At 56.0% G+C, this 13964-nt stretch carries 14 protein-coding genes; 2 read left to right on the top strand and 12 right to left on the bottom strand.

From position 1 onward, the window contains the following. Nucleotides 1–31: 31 nt before the first annotated feature. The 7 genes from ACQG0S_RS10815 to sad form a co-directional block, all read right to left on the bottom strand. Nucleotides 32–1483, bottom strand: coding sequence for a tagaturonate reductase (locus ACQG0S_RS10815; RefSeq protein ID WP_045308111.1), 1452 nt, complete (start codon nt 1481–1483; stop codon nt 32–34). Nucleotides 1484–1599: 116 nt separating this feature from the next. Further along, on the bottom strand, nt 1600–2127 hold the full coding sequence (locus ACQG0S_RS10810; protein WP_032624259.1) for a GNAT family N-acetyltransferase: 528 nt from the start codon (nt 2125–2127) through the stop codon (nt 1600–1602). An 82-nt stretch (nt 2128–2209) separates the two neighbouring features. Then, the gene (locus ACQG0S_RS10805) at nt 2210–3175 is read right to left on the bottom strand and encodes a sensor domain-containing diguanylate cyclase (protein ID WP_022648115.1); all 966 of its coding nucleotides are present in this window, start codon (nt 3173–3175) and stop codon (nt 2210–2212) included. 58 nt (nt 3176–3233) lie between these two features. Next, on the bottom strand, nt 3234–3596 hold the full coding sequence (locus tag ACQG0S_RS10800; RefSeq protein WP_022648114.1) for a DUF4186 domain-containing protein: 363 nt from the start codon (nt 3594–3596) through the stop codon (nt 3234–3236). Continuing rightward, entirely contained in the window at nt 3596–4522 is a 927-nt protein-coding gene (gene glsB / locus ACQG0S_RS10795; protein ID WP_003857165.1) for a glutaminase B, read from the bottom strand. The genes ACQG0S_RS10800 and glsB overlap by 1 nt, the downstream gene beginning before the upstream one ends. Nucleotides 4523–4584: 62 nt before the next feature. Beyond that, a complete protein-coding gene (locus ACQG0S_RS10790) occupies nt 4585–6174 on the bottom strand; it encodes a methyl-accepting chemotaxis protein (protein ID WP_063137748.1) in 1590 nt (529 codons plus the stop codon). Between the two features lie 127 nt (nt 6175–6301). Beyond that, on the bottom strand, nt 6302–7684 hold the full coding sequence (sad, locus tag ACQG0S_RS10785) for a succinate-semialdehyde dehydrogenase (RefSeq protein WP_169441104.1): 1383 nt from the start codon (nt 7682–7684) through the stop codon (nt 6302–6304). Between the two features lie 99 nt (nt 7685–7783). Here sad and ptrR point away from each other — a divergent pair, with 99 nt between their 5' ends. After that, a complete protein-coding gene (ptrR, locus tag ACQG0S_RS10780; protein WP_045622741.1) occupies nt 7784–8662 on the top strand; it encodes a putrescine utilization regulator PtrR in 879 nt (292 codons plus the stop codon). Here the strand turns inward: ptrR and ACQG0S_RS10775 are convergent. The 3 genes from ACQG0S_RS10775 to ACQG0S_RS10765 form a co-directional block, all read right to left on the bottom strand. Continuing rightward, complete coding sequence (locus ACQG0S_RS10775; RefSeq protein ID WP_032622224.1) at nt 8616–9098, bottom strand: GNAT family N-acetyltransferase; 483 nt, start codon at nt 9096–9098, stop codon at nt 8616–8618. The two genes, ptrR and ACQG0S_RS10775, sit on opposite strands and share 47 nt — an antisense overlap. Nucleotides 9099–9160: 62 nt before the next feature. Further along, nucleotides 9161–9973, bottom strand: coding sequence for a PhzF family phenazine biosynthesis protein (locus ACQG0S_RS10770; protein WP_063137746.1), 813 nt, complete (start codon nt 9971–9973; stop codon nt 9161–9163). A 22-nt stretch (nt 9974–9995) separates the two neighbouring features. Continuing rightward, nucleotides 9996–10784 (bottom strand): PhzF family phenazine biosynthesis protein, encoded by a 789-nt coding sequence (locus tag ACQG0S_RS10765; RefSeq protein WP_063137745.1) that lies wholly within the window; start codon nt 10782–10784, stop codon nt 9996–9998. Nucleotides 10785–10960: 176 nt separating this feature from the next. On the opposite strand from ACQG0S_RS10765, the gene ACQG0S_RS10760 reads away from it, so the two are divergent. Continuing rightward, the gene (locus ACQG0S_RS10760) at nt 10961–12157 is read left to right on the top strand and encodes a sugar transporter (protein ID WP_022648106.1); all 1197 of its coding nucleotides are present in this window, start codon (nt 10961–10963) and stop codon (nt 12155–12157) included. 48 nt (nt 12158–12205) lie between these two features. On the opposite strand, the gene ACQG0S_RS10755 is transcribed toward ACQG0S_RS10760, so the two are convergent. Continuing rightward, entirely contained in the window at nt 12206–13048 is an 843-nt protein-coding gene (locus ACQG0S_RS10755) for a lysozyme inhibitor LprI family protein (protein WP_063137743.1), read from the bottom strand. Nucleotides 13049–13224: 176 nt separating this feature from the next. Then, the gene (locus ACQG0S_RS10750; protein ID WP_022648105.1) at nt 13225–13890 is read right to left on the bottom strand and encodes a MarC family NAAT transporter; all 666 of its coding nucleotides are present in this window, start codon (nt 13888–13890) and stop codon (nt 13225–13227) included. Nucleotides 13891–13964: the final 74 nt, after the last annotated feature.

Below are 13964 nucleotides of genomic sequence, written 5' to 3'. Positions count from 1 at the left end.
TAAAAAACCCGGCAAACGCCGGGCATTATGATTAGCAGAGCGGTTTCACCGCCTCGCGCATGCCTTTGCTTAAAATTGCATCCAGATCCTGCGCAACCTGGTCTACCAGTCCGTTCACCAGAGTGAGATCCTGTTCCCAGTGCTCGCTCACGCTTAACACCGACGATACCAGTTCACGGGTAGTGACTTGTTTGTCGTGATGTTGCGTCCACAGCTGCTGGTAACGTTCAAGCCAGTGCGCATCGTCCTGCACCGGATAGCGCTCACCGTTGCGCTCGGCACGGTAAAATGCAATCAGCGCCGCCAGGGCAAAGGTCAGACGTGCTGGCAGTTCACCGGTCGCCTTCTGCCCTGCCAGCAGTTGCGGCAGAATGCGGGTGCGGTACTTGGTCATCCCGTTCAGTGCAATCGACAGCAGCTGATGCTTAATATACGGATTACGAAAACGCCCCGTTACGGCACTGGCGAAGGAGTGCAGCTCATCGCGCGGCAGATCCAGGACCGGAATAATCTCCTCATAAATAGCCTTCTCTACGAACGCGCAAATCTCCCCGTCGTTCATGGCTTCCCCTACCGTATCCAGCCCGGCCTGAAAAGCGACCGGAACCAGCGCCGTGTGTGCGCCGTTGAGGATCGCCACCTTACGCTCTTTATAAGGCTTGATATCGTCAACAATCAGGACGTTGAGCGGGTATTTATCCAGGCGCAATTCAGCTGAAAGTGATTTTGGCCCCTGAATAACAAACAGGTAGAAATGTTCTGCCGTGTCGAGGAAGCTGTCGTGATAGCCCAGCCCGGCTTCCAGCTCTGCCACCTCATCACGCGGATAGCCGGTAACAATGCGGTCAACCAGCGTCGAGCAGAAGGTGTTAGCGTTATTCAGCCACGCAATGAATGCCGCTGGCAGCGCCCACTCCTGTGCATAACGCAGCACCAGTTCACGCAGGGCATCGCCGTTGTAGTCGATAAGCTCACAAGGAATGATGATCCAGCCTTTATCCGCAGCCCCGTTAAAGTGGGTAAAGCGTTCGAACAGCAGACGCGTCAGTTTGGCCGGATAGCTGACAGCTGGCGCATCGTCAAACTTATCGCCCGCGTGATAGCCGATCCCCGCCTCCGTGGTATTGGAGAAGACAAACCGCATCTCCGGGTTATGGGCGAGTTTCAGGAATTCATCGTACTGGCTGTAGACGCTGATTTCACGATTCACGGAACGAATAAGACGCGCATCGCTTACCGCTTCCCCCTCCTCATTCAGACCACGAATAATCGTGGTATACAGACCATCCTGGGTGCTCAGCGACGGCGGAAAATCACTCTGGATCGGCCGCACAATCACCACACCTGCATTGAGATCGGTATGCTCGTTTAAGAGGTCGATTTGCCAGTCAACGAACGCGCGGAGGAAGTTACCTTCGCCAAACTGGATGATACGTTCAGGGTAGCGCGCACCGGGGAAATCACGACGGTTGAGTGTGTTCACAATGGAGGTCCTTTATGATTAGTCATACAGCCTGATGAGATTGGTGTGATAACTTATCAAAATTTCAGGACCAGAACCCCTGTCTGGATCAACTCAGGACGCGATGGTGAAAAATATCAAAGAAATTTATAGAACACCGAGGTCGCCGTCATGTCCCCGTTCGGCATCAGGGCGTAGCGTGGGATCTCCCCCGCCTTTTGCCAGCCCGCTCTCTGATAAAATGTCTCCGCGCCGCTGCCGGTCGAGGTATCAAGCACCAGCACCGTAAGCGCTTTTTCACGCGCAACCGCCTCCAGGGCTTCCATCAGCGCCATTGCCGCACCTTTACGGCGCGCCTTCTCATGTACCAGAAGTTTCGCGACATCTGCGCGGTGCGGCTGGTTTTCCGGCTGGTCGGTGATCAGCTGGACCGTGCCAACCAGCCCCTGCTCCGCGTCAAAACAGCCCAGGACGGTACGCTCGTCGCGCCCGACGCTGTCTGCGACGCCGAGCCAGAAGGTTTGGGCTTTCTCGGGAGAAAAAGGCAGCATAAAGCTGACGGAGGCGCCGCCGTTTACACAGTTGACGAGGATATCGCTCAGGGCATCAATGTGGCTGAGGATGTCCTGTCGGGAGAGAGGTTTAATCAGCATGGGAGAGTTCATTGCGCGTCCTTAGGTTGAATCTCTCCACTTTGCTATTAACATTTTTGTTACGCAATAAGCGATGACATAGGATTTCGTTATGTCATTTTTCGCCGTGATGTTGCCGCTTCATGGCGTACATTTGCGCATCCGCGTGTTTTAACCATGCCTGCATATCGTTGCGGTGATGATCGAACTCGCTCAGCCCCCAGGAGAACTGTAACGACCAGGGATGCAGCTGACGCGCGTTATACTTCTCCGTTTGTTCGACAAGATACTGCATGGCGATCCAGGCGCCAGGCTCATCGGTATCCGCAAACAGCACCGCGAACTCATCTCCCCCGAAACGCACCAGCATGTCGGCCTCGCGGAATGAGGAGCGCATCAGGGCGGCCATCGCTTTCAGGGCCTTGTCGCCCTCCTGATGCCCGAAGCGATCGTTAATGGTTTTGAAATGGTCCAGATCCAGCCAGCCAAGCGTTAACGGTTCTGCCCTACGCTGCGAAACCGACAGTGCAAACTGCGCAAACTGGTTAAACCCGCGTCGGTTAAACAGGCCCGTGAGTTCATCGGTCGTGGCGGCGCTAACGGCTGCAAATTCATCTTCTGCCAGCGCGCTGAGATCGGCCAGTACGGCGGAATCCGCCGCGGTAAACTCACGCGGTGCGTAATCAATGAGACACAACGATCCTACGCACGCCCCGTCACGTAAACGCAGCGGGAAACCGGCATAAAAGCGCACGCCCGGATCTCCCGCCACCTGCGGATTATCCGCAAAGCGTTCGTCCAGCAGCGTGTCAGCCACCACCAGCGGCGCGTCACCCAGGATCGTATGACCACAAAACGAGAGATCGCGAGGCTGGCTGGCGAGTGCCCGGCCGTCGGCAGATTTCACGATCGCAGCGTGGTCATCCACCAGCGTAATCATCGCCAGCGGCACCCTGAAAAAGCGTGTTGCCAGCCGCGTGAGACGATCAAACGCGGGATAATTGTCGATCTCAAGCAGACCGGACTCGCGCAGCGCATTCATGCGCTCCGTTTCATTCACGGGAATTAGAGGTGCTTTCATGACGTCTCCTGACGCTGAGCATTAGTAAAAGCGTAGCTTAAACAGAGACATTGTCAGTTCAGGAGGCACGATTTACCTCAATGACCAGCCAATGATGGATCACGTTGACGATATACTGTTGCTGCTGCGCACTCAGCGGCACGCCCTGCGGGATAGCATGCCACTTAGCCAGACAGCCCCGACAGCAGGTTGCCGTGGCATGCTGGGCGATAAAAACCGGATGGCCGCGCATCGGCGTCTGCTTACCGTCATTCACCGGGTGTGCAGGCGCCAGCCGCGCGGCGACAAAATCAGCGGCATGCTTATCGATAGTGTCCGCGCCCTTATCCCAGCAGTATTGCCGCTCTTTCATCCCTAAATGAAATCGTGAACGAAACGTGGAGCGAGCCAGGCGCGTGAACAGAGGATCTAACGTGGACATCAGTATACGGACCGTCCAAGGCGTTTGGTCAGCTGTTCCAGCGCCGCGACGCCCGCCAGTGAGTTGCCGGTCTCGTCCAGTTCCGGGCTCCAGACGGCAATCGCCATCTCGTGCGGAACAATGGCCACAACGCCGCCGCCAACGCCGGATTTAGCCGGCAGCCCCACGCGCCAGGCAAACTCCCCGGCATTCTGATACATTCCGCTGGTTGCCATTAAGGCGTTGATCTGCCGGGCCTGCATCGGGGAGACAACGTCCTCGCCCAGATGCGGGGCATGGCCCTGATGCGCCAGAAACAGAAAAGTCTGCGCCAGTTCAACGCAGTTCATCTTCAGCGCGCAGTAATGAAAATAGTTTTGCAGAACCGTGGCGACATCATTATGAAAGTTGCCGAAGGACTTCATCAGCCAGGCGATGGCGGCGTTACGTGCAGAGTGTTCAAACTCAGAGCGCGCTACCACCGGATCGTAGGCGATGTCCTGCACGCCGGAAAGCTGCCGCACAATCTGGAGCATACGCTGGCGCGGCGCGCTCAGACGGCTTTGCAGCATATCGCACACCACCAGCGCCCCGGCGTTGATAAACGGGTTGCGCGGCTTACCCTGTTCGATTTCAAGCTGGAGAAGGGAGTTGAAGGGCTGACCGGAGGGATCTTTGCCCACCCGCTGCCAGATCTCCTGCTCGTCATACTGGCGCATGGCGGCAACGAGGCTAAGCACTTTTGAGATCGACTGAATTGAAAAGCGCTCCAGTGCATCTCCCGCCTGAAAACGCTGCCCGTCGACAGTACAAATGGCGATGCCGAGCTTATTACCGCTGATCGAGGCCAGTGCGGGAATGTAATCGGCAACCTTACCCTGCCCCAGTAACGGACGAACCTGCGCCAGAATCTCGTCCAGCATCTCATTATGGATGACCGCAGCCACACTTTGCTCCTTGCCCTCAGGCTAAAACGGGCTGCGAGTATAACAGAGGCTTATACGTCACGTCAGGCAGGGAGACGAAAACGCGAGACGGCCTGCAACAAAAGATCTGACTCCCGATGCAGGCGCTCAGAGGCATTCGACGCTTCGCTAACCAGCACATCTGTCTGACGCGATACCTGATTCAGCGCCTGAAGTTGGCGCGTCATCTGATGAATGCTTTCCCCCTGATTTAGAGTGGCCAGCGAAATATCATTCAGCAGGCTACTCAGATTGGCCACCAGCCCGGTGACCTGCTGGAGATTTTCTTCCAGACGGTTTACCACCTGAGAACCTTCTTCAATGCCCTGTAGCGAGTGGTTAATTAGCGACTGGATGGTTTGCGTAGAGTGACTGCTTTTTCTGGCCAGCAGCCCCACTTCACGGGCGACCACCGCGAACCCGCGCCCCTGTTCTCCCGCATGGGCGGCTTCAATGGCAGCGTTGAGGGCCAGAATATTGGTCTGAAACGCCACGCTGTCGATCATGGCGACGATCCCACGCATCTCTGAGGATCGGTCGACGATCGTCTGCATCGAGCCATTCACCGCTGTCATCATTTGCTCCCCGCCGACGGCAGCCTGTCGGGCTTCATCCGCGCGCGAGCGGGCGAGTTTTGCATAACCCGTGTTCCCCTCAACGTGGGTTTCGAGATCGGCGATATGCGCGGTCACCTCCTCCAGCTCTTTGGCCTGACGCGTGGACTGCTGATAAAGCTTCTGGTTCCCCTGCGCAAGTGACCCGATATTTTCGACCATAGAGGTCGTGGCCTCGCTGACCTGAGTCACCAGCTGCTGGAGCCCGTGCTGCATGGCGGTAATACTGCCGCTGAGCTGGCTGATTTCACGGTTAAAACGCACAACGTCAGGGGGTATTCCCGACAAATCCCCTGCCGCAAGCTGGTTAATATGGACAATCAGACGGCGTAGCGGGGATATCACCCATTTCGCCATTGCAAACCAGACGGCAATGGCAATAGCCAGCAGCACCAGCGGCGCAAACAGGAACAGCCGTTGCAGGCCTGAGAGTTGTTCCATGAGCGACTGACGCCCCTGTATAGCCTGCTTCTCACTCCGTTGCTGATAACGTGCAAAGTTGTCATTAAAATCGGTCTGAAACGCCTGGGCGGGTACGGCGAAAAAGAGGTCGATGCTGTTGGTTTTCACCAGCCCTTCCGCCTGCTCGCTAATGGCACCGAAGAACTGCTGATAGCTATTAACAAGCCCCTCGTCCTGCGGAGGATTAAGCGCGAGCCAGGCTTGCCATGCCTGCTGAGACGCCGCCAGGGATTTTTGCGCCTCGTCCATCAGGCTATGCCAGCTCCCTTCCGAACCGGTCTCTTTATCCTGCATAAAGTACACCCCGGAGCGGTTGAGCAGATCGCTCGCCGCAAGCAGCGAAATACGCGCCTGATCCAGTCTGCTCTGTTGCTGCCAGGCCAGCTGATTGCGCTGTTCGTTACGCTGGGCTTGATTCAGGGAAGCGGTAAGCAGGAAGGAGGATGAAAGTTGCAGGGCGGAGAAAAGGCCGATAATACAAAAGATGCCGGTCAGCAGGCCAAACTGACGAGGAAAAAAGCGCTGCGCAAGACGACGAAAAATTTGCGTTAGGTTCATAATTTTCTTCTGTAACAATACGTTAGACGCGAGCGAGTCTACGAAACGAAAATGACAGAACCATTGCAAAATAATGACAGGAAACGTGAATTGCCGGGTAGCGGCCTTGCCCTACCCGGCATCAACATTACACGCGATCCTTCCAGACCGTCTGAACGTTACAGAACTCATGCAGACCGAAATGTGAAAGCTCTCGCCCGAAGCCGCTCTTCTTCACTCCGCCAAACGCAACGCGCGCATCGCTTGCGCTGTAGCCATTGATAAAGACTCCGCCGCACTCCAGCTCGCGAGAGAAGGTTTCAGCCAGCGCATCGTTCGCGGTAAAGACCGTCGCTGATAAGCCAAAGTCGCTGTCGTTAGCCAGCTGCAACGCGTGCGACGCATCATTGGCGACGGTAATCGCAGCCACCGGGCCAAACAGCTCCTGACGGAAGGCCGTCATCTGTGGGGTGACGTCGCCGAGTACGGTTGGCGCATAAAAGTTACCGGTCCCGGCAAGCTTCTCGCCGCCGAGCAGCAGGGTCGCCCCTTCCGCCAGCGTAGCCTGTACCTGCTGTTGCAGTTCATCGCGAAGATCAAATCGCGCCATCGGGCCAATATAGTTATCTTCCTCATCCGGTGCGCCCATTTTCAGCGCCTTGACCGCGTCAACAAAGCGTTGGGTAAAGGTGTCTGCCACGCCAGCTTCCACAATAAAGCGTTTCGCCGCCGCGCAAACTTGTCCGGTATTCTGATAACGTCCGGCCACGGCCGCGTTGACAGCCAGATCCAGATCGGCATCATTCAGAACGATAAACGGATCGGAGCCGCCTAGCTCCAGCACGCATTTCTTCAGCGCCGCGCCCGCCTGCGCGCCAATTGCCGCACCAGCCCTAACGCTGCCGGTTACGGTCACCGCCGCGATACGCCGATCGTTAATCGCCTGGCTGACGCCGTCATTTGTCGCGTTCACCCAGCCAAAGATCCCCTCCGGGAAACCGGCATCCGCGAACACCTTCCCGATCAGCTCCGCCGAGCCGAGCACATTTGGCGCATGTTTAAGCAGATAGCTGTTCCCTGCCAGCAGGATCGGCACCGCACCGCGCAGCACCTGCCAGAGCGGGAAGTTCCACGGCATCACCGCCAGAATAGGCCCCAGCGGACGGTACTCAATCACCGCATTGTCGACCTGGGTAGATTCCGGGCGCAGCATTGCCGGGCCGTATTCAGCGTACCAGTCGCAAAGGCTGGCGGACTTAGCCACCTCCGCACGCGCCTGCACAATGGGCTTGCCCATCTCCCGGGAGATAGTCTGCGCCATCTCTTCCGCACGGCTACGCAGCGCCGCACCCAGATCGCGAAGTTTTTGCGCCCGGTGCGCCACGCTTTCGCGTCGCCACTGACGAAAACCGGTATCCGCCTGCGCAATGGCACGCTCAACGTCACCGGACGTTGCCCACGGGTAAGCAGCCAGCGTTTCGCCGGTAGCCGGGTTGACAGAGTAGGCATGGGTAGCAGATGAATACGTCATGAAGTTCTCCATGTAATAACAGTTGATTGATTGTGGCCCACTCTGCTATTTCTTAAAAATGAATAATACTCACCACCTTGTTCACGAATCGAGAATGGTATGGACTTAACACAGCTTGAGATGTTTAACGCCGTCGCACTGACCGGCAGCATTACCCAGGCGGCGCAGAAGGTACACCGGGTGCCGTCAAACCTCACCACCCGCATCCGACAGCTTGAAGCGGATCTCGGCGTGGAGCTGTTTATTCGCGAGAATCAGCGCCTGCGGCTTTCCCCCGCCGGGCACAATTTTTTGCGCTACAGCAAACAGATCCTGGCGCTGGTCGACGAAGCGCGAATGGTCGTCGCCGGGGATGAACCGCAGGGATTATTCTCGCTCGGCGCGCTGGAAAGTACCGCCGCCGTACGCATTCCGGAAAGTCTGGCGCGGTTTAATCAGCGCTATCCGCGCATTCAGTTTGCGTTGTCCACCGGGCCTTCCGGTACGATGATTGACGGTGTGCTTGAGGGGACGCTCAGCGCCGCCTTTGTCGACGGGCCGCTCTCACACCCCGAACTGGAAGGAATGCCGGTTTACCGGGAAGAGATGATGCTGGTCACCCCTGCGGGCCATGCGGAAGTGTCAAAAGCCACGCAGGTGAGCGGTAGCGACGTGTATGCCTTTCGCGCCAACTGTTCCTACCGGCGTCATCTGGAGAGCTGGTTTCATGCTGACCGCGTAACGCCGGGAAGGATCCACGAGATGGAGTCCTACCACGGGATGCTCGCCTGCGTGATTGCCGGGGCAGGCATTGCGCTGATGCCCCGCTCCATGCTGGAGAGTATGCCGGGGCATCATCAGGTGGCGGCGTGGCCGCTGGCGGAAAACTGGCGCTGGCTCACCACCTGGCTGGTGTGGCGACGCGGGGCGATGACCCGCCAGCTTGAGGCGTTTATAGGGCTGCTAAACGAACGTCAGCCACCAGTGTCTTCTCCATAAACAGGCTCAGCGGATCCTCGTTGTAGGGGGCAAACGCGGGGCGCCGTTCGTATCCACACTGTTGATACAGACGAATAGCGGCGTGTTGTTTGATCCCCGTCTCCAGCCGGACGGTGTGGCAGCAGCGGCTGAGGGCTTCATCTTCCAGCGCCGCCAGTAATTTATCACCCAGCCGTTGCCCGCGATGGGTTGGATCAATATAGACCCGTTTCATTTCCCCGGTCCCGTCCCCGTTCAAAACAACAGCGCCACACCCGACGGCGTTAAGCTGAGTGTCACGAATAATCATCAGGATCAGCGAGTCGTCCGGCAGTTCGGTTAAATCCAGCAGATGATTACTTTCCGCGGGATAGAGAACGCTTTGATAACGGTCCAGCGCCGTAATCAGGGCGAGAATATCTGGATGATGGGCGGATTCAGCGGTAATAGAATACATGGCAGGCTCCTTGTCGTTTTCGTTCAACATACCGCCCGCCCTGTATACCGGCGTCATAGTTTTTAATGATGACCGTAATCCTGGAGACGAAGGAAAATTTTCCCCTTCATATACAGCGTGGCCTGGCCGCCAATCAGCACGCGGTCGCCTTTCAGCTCGCAGCGCAGATCCCCGCCGCGCAAGGAGACCTGGCGGGCCGACATCTGCGTTTTTCCAAGCTTTTCGCTCCAGTACGGGATCAGCATGCTGTGCGCTGATCCCGTCACCGGATCCTCCGGTACCCCTTCCCCCGGGCAGAAGAAGCGGCTGACGAAATCATACTCATCCCCCGGCGCCGTAACGCAGACCATTTTCCCCAGCGGGAGCATGGTTGTGATATTAGGCGTCAGCGCCTCTACCTGCCGCTGGCTGTCGAGCACCACCATGTAATCGCGCCCTGCACGCACCTCTTTTGCCGCGTTAATGCCCAGCGCGCTGAATAGCACTGCGGGTGGAGTATCGACAACCTCGGTTGACCACGCCGGGAAATTCAGCGTCAGCCAGTCGCCGCTGCGTTGTACCGTCAGTTCGCCGACAAAGCGCGTGGTGAAGGTGATTTCCGTATGCGGATAATCCAGGTATTCGAAAATAACGTGAGAAGCCGCGAGGGTTGCGTGGCCGCAGAGGTTAATTTCATCCTGCGTGGTAAACCAGCGCAGTTCAAACCCGTTATCCGTTCGGACAAAGAACGCCGTCTCTGACTGATTATGCTGCTTCGCCATCTTCAGCAACGTCTCATCCGGCAGCCACGCTTCCAGCGGACACACCGCCGCCGCATTGCCGCCGAACGCCCTGTCGCTGAAGGCATCCACCAGATAAAAATCAATTTCCTGCATCGTTGGTTCCTCTTAGATTTATTCAGCGCAGAAATACTGTGCCCTTCAGATACAGCGCCGCCTGCCCGCCCATCCGCACGCGGTCGCCTTTCAGTTCGCAGCGTACGTCGCCACCACGGGCAGAAACCTGACGGGCAAACATCTGTGTTTTGCCAAGCTGTTCACTCCAGTAAGGGATCAGCATGGTGTGCGCGGAGCCGGTGACAGGATCTTCCGGCACGGCCACGCCCGGCGAGAAGAAACGACTGACAAAGTCGTATTCCCCTTCGTCCCGGGCGGTGACGGCCACTTTATGCTCCCCCGGCGTCATGGCGGAGAAATCCGGATTAATGGCTTCCACCTGCTCGCGGCTCTCCAGTACCAGCACCCAGGCGCGGCCTTTTCGCGCCTCGACGTAGTGGCTGATACCGAGTGCGGCGAGCATCTCCGGTGGCGGCGTCTGTGCCTGCGTCGGGCAGGCCGGGAAGTCCAGCGTCATCCAGTCACCTTCACGGCTGACGGTCAGGCGACCAGAAGCGGTGTCAAAATGAAGGCGTGAGTCCGGATAATCCAGTTCGTTAAACAGAACATACGCCGCGGCAAGCGTCGCGTGACCACACAGATTAACCTCGGTGAGCGTGGTGAACCAGCGCAGCTCAATCCCCCCTTTGGTGCACACAAAAAACGCGGTTTCCGACTGGTTATGCTGTTGTGCCATCCGCAGTAACGTCTCATCCGGCAGCCACGCGTCGAGCGGGCACACCGCCGCCGGGTTGCCGCCAAAGGAGGACTCGCTGAACGCATCTACCAGATAAAAATCAATCTCCTGCATCGTGTTACCGCCTGTTTTTGTTGTGTTGTTCTTTATCTTCAATGAAAACAACCGCGTTCGCTACCGCTGCATGAAGGTAAATTTTGTGATTCACATCACATAACGGTTGAGTTTTCGCCGTTTAAGGCTTTAAGATCGTCTCCTCATCTTTCAGGCAACGAATCCCAGATATCCCTATGACAACACACACGGTTTCCCGCAGGGTCGCGTGGCTACGCGTGGTCACGCTCGCCATCGCAGCGTTTATTTTCAACACCACGGAATTTGTTCCGGTTGGGCTGCTGTCCGACATTGCAGCCAGCTTCCATATGGAAACGGCACAGGTTGGCATTATGCTGACCATCTATGCATGGGTGGTAGCGCTGATGTCGCTGCCGTTTATGCTGCTGACCAGCCAGATGGAACGTCGTAAGCTGCTGATTGGGCTGTTTGTGGTGTTCATAGCCAGCCATGTGCTGTCATTTATGGCATGGAACTTTACGGTGCTGGTGATCAGCCGCGTCGGCATCGCGTTTGCCCATGCCGTTTTCTGGTCGATCACCGCATCGCTCGCCATTCGTCTCGCCCCGGCGGGGAAACGCGCCCAGGCGTTGAGCCTGATTGCCACCGGAACGGCGCTTGCGATGGTGTTAGGCCTGCCGATCGGGCGCATTGTGGGTCAATACTTCGGCTGGCGCACCACCTTCTTTGCCATCGGCATGGGGGCGCTGATCACCCTGGTGTGTCTGATCAAACTGCTGCCAAAACTGCCCAGCGAACACTCCGGCTCGCTGAAAAGTCTGCCGCTGCTGATGCGTCGACCAGCGCTGATGAGCATCTATCTGCTGACCGTGATTGTGGTGACCGCCCATTACACGGCCTACAGCTATATTGAGCCGTTTGTTCAGGTTGTGGCGGGCTTTAGCGCTAACTTCGCCACCGTTCTGCTGCTGATCCTGGGCGGCGCGGGGATTATCGGCAGCATCCTGTTCGGGAAGCTGGGCAATAAGCACGCGTCTGCGCTTGTAAGCAGTGCGATTGGCCTGCTGCTGGCGTGCCTGCTGTTACTGATGCCTGCGGCAGGCAGCGAGAGTCATCTGGCGATCCTCAGTCTGTTCTGGGGCGTGGCGATCATGATTATTGGTCTGGGAATGCAGGTCAAAGTGCTGGCCCTGGCCCCGGACGCCACGGACGTGGCAATGTCGCTGTTCTCGGGAATTTTTAATCTGGGAATTGGGGCCGGTGCGCTGGTGGGAAATCAGATCAGCCTGCATGTATCGATGTCGGCCATTGGCTATCTCGGGGCGATTCCCGCGCTGATTGCGCTGATCTGGTCGGTGCTTATCTTCCGTAAATGGCCGGTCGCGATGGAAGAACAGACCAGCCACGGTTGACGTTTGTTATGCCGGGTGGCGGCTTCGCCTTACCCGGCCTACGAAGCATTAATATCCGTGTTCTTCATCACCGCCAAGATAACGGAATCTTTCATCTGTCATTTTGGTCTGACAATCATAGATACCGATTCTCGTTGCCAGAGGAGTGGTTGCAGAAGACGCATCGCTTATTTTGCCGCATTTTTTAGCTTTTTCATTGATCCACATGTTCTGCTCCTTTTTCATCGAAGCTTTGACGGAATCAGGAAGATACTTCCATAGTTCGTTTAACTGGCGATCGCTCTCGGAATAATTATGTGCGGCAATATTTAATTTATTATTGAGTTCAGCCTTTTGAAGTTCATCTTTATTCATGGCGAGAGTAGCCATCGCCGCTATTGATTCAGAAATATAATCTTTATTATTGTATTCATATGAAACTGAAATATCTTTTCCGTTATCCGCCATCGCTAACGAGTAGGTAAACTTGTCCCATTGAACGTTATTGTTAAGCACCTTTCCACCATCGTTAATTATACGTCTCAGTCTGTCTGGGTAGGATGCAATGTAACCCATGATTTCAGAAGGCACCGTGAGCGTGACGGTCGCGCTACAGCGCCGCGCCTGCGCTTCGTCATCAGACGATTTTGTTGTGACATTCGCCATTACAATTGCGATTTCATTAGCTTTTGCAATGTAGTCCTTCAGCGGTTTACCGTAGAAATCTGAGGGGTTAGCGAGATAAGCTACCTGTAACTTACTGACTGCATCATCTCTTATTTTTGACTGAGCAGCAGAGATGGCATCATCGCGACCGCATTTGAAATCTGGCGTGGAATCGAACAACCCAGCATTGGCATTTAATGAAAAAAGCAGTGTGCTCACTGCGATAAATGAATATTTTTCTCGCATGTCTATAACCCGAAAAGAAATGAGTGCTGAACGTTACTTTAAGCGGTAATACACAGCAAGGCAGTGGATAATATTAATGCTGAAAAAATTCGATTTTCAGAATGCATTTATATTCATAAGAATTATATCCATTGCGAGTAGGCCGGGTAAGGCGAAGCCGCCACCCGGCAACGTTCTCAATGATACGTCTTAATGATCTCCAGCACGCCGTTAATAATAAACTGCACGCCCATACAGACCAGCAGGAAGCCCATCAGACGGGAGATAGCTTCAATCCCCCCCTTGCCCACCCAGCGCATAATCGCCCCGGAGCTGCGCAATGACCCCCAGACGATAATGGCGATAAGCGCAAAAATGATCGGCGGCGCAACGGTAATAACCCAGTGCGGAAAAGTAACACCATCACGCACCGTTGAGGCGGAACTGATGATCATCGCAATCGTTCCCGGCCCCGCCGTGCTCGGCATGGCTAACGGCACAAACGCGATATTGGCGCTCGGTTCGCTTTCAAGCTCCTCCGATTTGCTTTTGGCTTCCGGCGATTCATGCGCTTTATGCGCCGGGAACAGCATCCGGAAACCAATAAACGCCACAATCAGCCCACCGGCGATACGCAGACCGGGAATCGAAATACCAAAAGTATTCATCACCAGTTGTCCGGCGTAATAAGCCACCATCATAATCGCGAAGACGTAGACGGAGGCCATCCTCGACTGCTGGTTGCGCTCCGCGCTGTTCATGTTACCCGCCAGCCCCAGAAAGAGCGCCACGGTCGTTAACGGGTTCGCCAGCGGAAGCAACACCACCAGCCCAAGCCCCACTGCTTTAATCAAATCCAACATAATGCACCGCAGTCCTTATCCTTATTCATTACCGCAATTATAGGGGGAAAGTCTCGTCCTGAGCTATCCGCGCA

Source organism: Enterobacter cloacae complex sp. 418I7 (assembly GCF_050030705.1).
Lineage (GTDB): Bacteria > Pseudomonadota > Gammaproteobacteria > Enterobacterales > Enterobacteriaceae > Enterobacter > Enterobacter intestinihominis.
This window is presented reverse-complemented; position numbering and strand designations above follow the sequence as displayed.

Coding starts and splice junctions, on each gene's coding strand:
- ACQG0S_RS10810 (WP_032624259.1), bottom strand. CDS start 2,127: ATGAACTCTCCCATGCTGATTAAACCTCTCTCCCGACAGGACATCCTC.
- ACQG0S_RS10805 (WP_022648115.1), bottom strand. CDS start 3,175: ATGAAAGCACCTCTAATTCCCGTGAATGAAACGGAGCGCATGAATGCG.
- ACQG0S_RS10800 (WP_022648114.1), bottom strand. CDS start 3,596: ATGTCCACGTTAGATCCTCTGTTCACGCGCCTGGCTCGCTCCACGTTT.
- ACQG0S_RS10790 (WP_063137748.1), bottom strand. CDS start 6,174: ATGAACCTAACGCAAATTTTTCGTCGTCTTGCGCAGCGCTTTTTTCCT.
- sad (WP_169441104.1), bottom strand. CDS start 7,684: ATGACGTATTCATCTGCTACCCATGCCTACTCTGTCAACCCGGCTACC.
- ptrR (WP_045622741.1), top strand. CDS start 7,784: ATGGACTTAACACAGCTTGAGATGTTTAACGCCGTCGCACTGACCGGC.
- ACQG0S_RS10775 (WP_032622224.1), bottom strand. CDS start 9,098: ATGTATTCTATTACCGCTGAATCCGCCCATCATCCAGATATTCTCGCC.
- ACQG0S_RS10770 (WP_063137746.1), bottom strand. CDS start 9,973: ATGCAGGAAATTGATTTTTATCTGGTGGATGCCTTCAGCGACAGGGCG.
- ACQG0S_RS10765 (WP_063137745.1), bottom strand. CDS start 10,784: ATGCAGGAGATTGATTTTTATCTGGTAGATGCGTTCAGCGAGTCCTCC.
- ACQG0S_RS10760 (WP_022648106.1), top strand. CDS start 10,961: ATGACAACACACACGGTTTCCCGCAGGGTCGCGTGGCTACGCGTGGTC.
- ACQG0S_RS10755 (WP_063137743.1), bottom strand. CDS start 13,048: ATGCGAGAAAAATATTCATTTATCGCAGTGAGCACACTGCTTTTTTCA.
- ACQG0S_RS10750 (WP_022648105.1), bottom strand. CDS start 13,890: ATGTTGGATTTGATTAAAGCAGTGGGGCTTGGGCTGGTGGTGTTGCTT.